This window comes from bacterium (assembly GCA_040755795.1).
Taxonomy (GTDB): Bacteria; UBA9089; CG2-30-40-21; order CG2-30-40-21; family SBAY01; genus JBFLXS01.
The window spans coordinates 1-4202 of record JBFLXS010000362.1 but is presented as its reverse complement, the minus strand read 5'-3'; the positions used below and the strand labels follow the sequence as shown (position 1 = coordinate 4202).

Genomic DNA, 4202 nt, shown 5'->3' with positions numbered 1-4202 from the left:
TTATAAAAAAAGAAAAATGGAGTATTTTCACATGAAAGGAGTATTATTAAATGAAGGAATATAAACATTTATCTTTAATGAAAAATATCCTGGATAGCATGAATGATGCTGCAAGAGACGGATGGAGAGTCATTGCTTATTCAGCAAGTAATGTTTTTGGTTCAACAATTAAGTATGATATTATATTTGAAAGAGATGAAGATAGATTGGAGGATAAAGGTGTTACAGTAGAATATAAAATTTTAACTACAACAGGTAACATAATAGAACACATTAAAAATAACGCTTTGAAGGGCTTTAAATTAGTTTCATTTTCCAATCTAACTGTTTTAGGCGCAAGCCTAAAGTACGACTTGATTTTCGAAAGAACCATTAAAGTTCTTTGAGGTTTACTTATCTTAACGAACCATTATAAAATGAAATATTTGCAATTCATATTTCCACACATAACTTAAAACAAATATATATAATCAAAGTTGACATATAGGATAAGGAGTCATGGTTAGATTTGATATGGTATTGAAAATCTATTTGAATGTAAAAAGAATTGATGGGGTGTAATATATAACAAAATTAGTAACCCAAACCTATAATAAGCACAGGTTTATACAATTTGCACTTGTCATTAATAAGTAGACGCTCATCAACCTTAAACAATCCTCAGCAGAGTTAAAAATTCTGATGAGGTTTTATATTTATACATATTAAAATCGTTAGTTATCATAATTAAAAAATATATTCTTTAAAGGATTAATATACATCGTTCGTTTTACATAAACTGAAATCCGGGAATATTTCTATATTAATCAAGGCATTGATTAGTTCATAAATATAATTGCCCTTTGGTGTGCTCGTTCGATTCATCAAGACATTAATATTAAAATTTAAATCCAACTCATCCAGGAATATTTATAGAAGATCCCAAAAATTTTGATTTAGATATATACCATGGAATTGTAGAACTTGAACTAATATTAATCAATGGAATTCAGTTCTCAGAAAAAACGACAAAATGTGATTTCGATAAACACCTTTTATAGAAAAGTTATTGATAAACAAACACTATAATGTTACAATGTGTTCATAAATATTCGGAAAATAGGAGGGGAAACATGATGAAGATAAACGCTTTTATTTTTTTAGTTTTTCTATTATCGTTAATTATAGCCGGATGTGGTGAAAAAGACATTGAAGATGCATTTATTATTGATGAAGAACAACATGCTATTATAGGATATGATATTTCTTATGGTGATAAAGTCGAAATACCCACAACCGTAAAAGAAATAGACATTACAACCATATGTGAAGGCGCTTTTATGGAATTAGGAATTACGAGTGTTGTTATTCCAGACTCTATTCTAAGAATTGAAGATAATGCATTTTATGGGAATAAGATTTCAAACCTTACTTTACCAGCAACACTTCAGTTTCTGGGGTCTAATAGCTTCGCAAACAACTTAATTAAAACACTTGAATTTTCAGATTTGTATGAGATTGGGTATTTACCTTTTGAAGGGAATCCTCTTAATACAATCAATTTTACAGGAACCGATGTCTTCAATACTTACAATCGTATTGGGTTTTCATTAGCAAACACTTCAGTTCAACTAATTGAATTCGAAGGATTTACATTTGCTTGGGAATATAGTACTATTGTTAACTATGATCCTATTTATGGACTGGATGTGGTGATTCCCAGAAACATTCCTGTACCTGGTATCGGTGATATAAGAGTGACTGACATTGGGTACTATGCTTTTAATAATCTTGGGATAAACAGTATTGCTTTATCAGATACATTGTTCAGCATTGGTGGATATGCGTTCAGTAATAACAATATTTCAACACTTATAATTCCAACCAATCCTGATAATAATTCAATGTATTTTCATCGTGGAGCATTTATGAACAACAACCTTTCAGAACTCGATGTATCAATACCTTTTGAAGCTTCAAAAGACCTGTTCAAAGGGAATTCATTGTATGACATCACAGTAAATGGTGAACTTGGATACTATGCAATGTATTATGAGTTTATGGGGCTTATCACAGAAAATTCGTTTGATACTGAATATGAGTTTTCTAATAGTTTTGAATTGGTTGACTATTATCCTCCATATATTCTTCCAGTCTTTATTTTGAATGATCAAGTCTATTATATTTATATGGAGAAAGATTTTAATAGTACTAACACGTCTCAAATTATTGATATATACAAGCTAGATAATAATGAGTTGATCCAAATTCAACATTTTATCATAGAAGATTATTCATATGGATACGTTGATTCATTGGTTTTATACGATGGTAGGATTCTTTTACTAGCTTATCAAATTCCGCTAAATGCAGACAGTAACACTTATTTACCAGGTACTGTTATTGAGTTTGTTCCTGACTTTAGCTCATATACTGTAAATGTTTTAGATAATGTTGGTATGCGAATTCCCAGAGCGTTTACCGTTAACGAAAGTGGAAAAATAGGGATCATTGGAGAGGGAGAATCTTACGAGAAATCCAGCTTTGCATTGTTCGATACCTCGTATCAAAAAATCGCACAATACTATTGCGATGATTATCCTGGATGCAGTTATGACAAAATCGAATATCGTGATGAAGAATTTATTATTACTGGTACATTTCAAAATTTAGGAAGTTGTGTCAATAGCATTTGTCGTGATGAATTGATTCATGTTTACGACGAAAGTGGTATCATCTATAGTACAACATTTGAGATTCCAGGGTATGTGGAGACAGCACAACTTGATATCCTTGAAGATAATTCGATAGTAATGATTGGTGTTGGAGATTATAATACCATCTATTTTCGAAAAATCAGTGCTTCATATGAAATCATTTTCGAAAATGAATTTTACATACATGATGCAATGATAAGTAGGTTTTCTTTCGTAATTGACAGTTATTATTCTTTTTTAGCATATACATCTGTGGGTGGCGAATCGTATGGAGCCATACTGCTCTTTTCTGAGGATTTCGATTTTTCAGGAGTTGTTCCTATGGTGAGTGAGATGGTAGACCAAAACCTTCATTTTCTTAACTTTGGAGAAAATATTGTGGTTATTAACGATAGAGATCCACAAACACTATTCATTGTTACAAGATTAGAATGAAATGCATGACTATGTTCTTTGATGATTGTTATTTTGTACCTAATGGAATATCGATATTAAGATAATGCTGGTTTGTAACTAAAACCAAGAGCGATGATCTTGGTTTTTTTCTTTAAATACGAATACTTCTTTATATAATACAAACGATCGTGAATTTGAAATCGGTTTATAATCGCTTTTTTATGTTAAAATAAGATAAATAGCATGATCACATTACTTAAAAAATTATAATGTTAATTATATTAATCGATCACTCGGAGGGGATATATTGAGTTTTCAAGATTATATCATAAACGTAAAAGGCAAAAAGATTGTTACAGCCGAGAAGTACATACGATCACTAGAAAAAATGAAGGATTTAATTGAACAAAAATATGGGGCGGTTATAACCTGTGATTTTTTGTCTATAAATAAACCGAGTGAATTTAAGGCCCTCATTGAAAAATTCGAATCCAATTTGGATTTGGTATTACTTAATTTGAAATGGCACCACATTTTATCGGCAGCTTATAACAATTATTTAAAGTACTTGGAGTATTGTGAGAGTGATATATTATGAACACATTCGAGATAGCACCATCGCCTAATTTGATGGAAACAATCAGTCATTCAGGGTATACATTGGAAGCGGCAATCGCTGATTTGATAGACAATAGTATATCCGGAAAGGCTCGCAACATTAGTGTAGACTTTAATTATAGATTTATGGACTCAACCGTTACCATCACGGATGATGGATATGGTATGAGCCTAGAAGATCTAAAAGATTCATTAAGAATAGCACACAAATCCATAAGGGATAACCGAGAGGTAGAAGATCTGGGTAGATTCAGTTTGGGTTTAAAGTCTGCATCCGCATCATACTGTCGAAAACTATCCATTTCAACGAAAAAATTGGACAACAATCAATTTACTGCAGTTTTGGATTTTGATCACCTATTAAAAGTCAATAAGTGGGAAGCATTTTTAATTGAGAATCCTAGAGAGATACAAAAACATGGAACGATAATTACATGGGAACATCTCAGCTTTATTGAAAACGATGAGGAGAAAGCTCAATCTTATTTTAAT

Annotated in this window: 4 protein-coding genes; all 4 read left to right on the top strand. The window is 31.2% G+C overall.

The window, feature by feature from the left end; all coding sequences use genetic code 11:
- Positions 1 to 50: 50 nt before the first annotated feature.
- On the top strand, positions 51 to 386 hold the full coding sequence (locus AB1414_16625; protein ID MEW6609043.1) for a DUF4177 domain-containing protein: 336 nt from the start codon (positions 51 to 53) through the stop codon (positions 384 to 386).
- 726 nt (positions 387 to 1112) lie between these two features.
- Entirely contained in the window at positions 1113 to 3131 is a 2019-nt protein-coding gene (locus AB1414_16620; GenBank protein MEW6609042.1) for a leucine-rich repeat protein, read from the top strand.
- Positions 3132 to 3399: 268 nt separating this feature from the next.
- On the top strand, positions 3400 to 3690 hold the full coding sequence (locus AB1414_16615; GenBank protein ID MEW6609041.1) for a hypothetical protein: 291 nt from the start codon (positions 3400 to 3402) through the stop codon (positions 3688 to 3690).
- Positions 3687 to 4202, top strand: a 516-nt coding sequence (locus AB1414_16610; protein ID MEW6609040.1) for an ATP-binding protein, incomplete at its 3' end; no start/stop codon positions are given. The genes AB1414_16615 and AB1414_16610, both read left to right, overlap by 4 nt.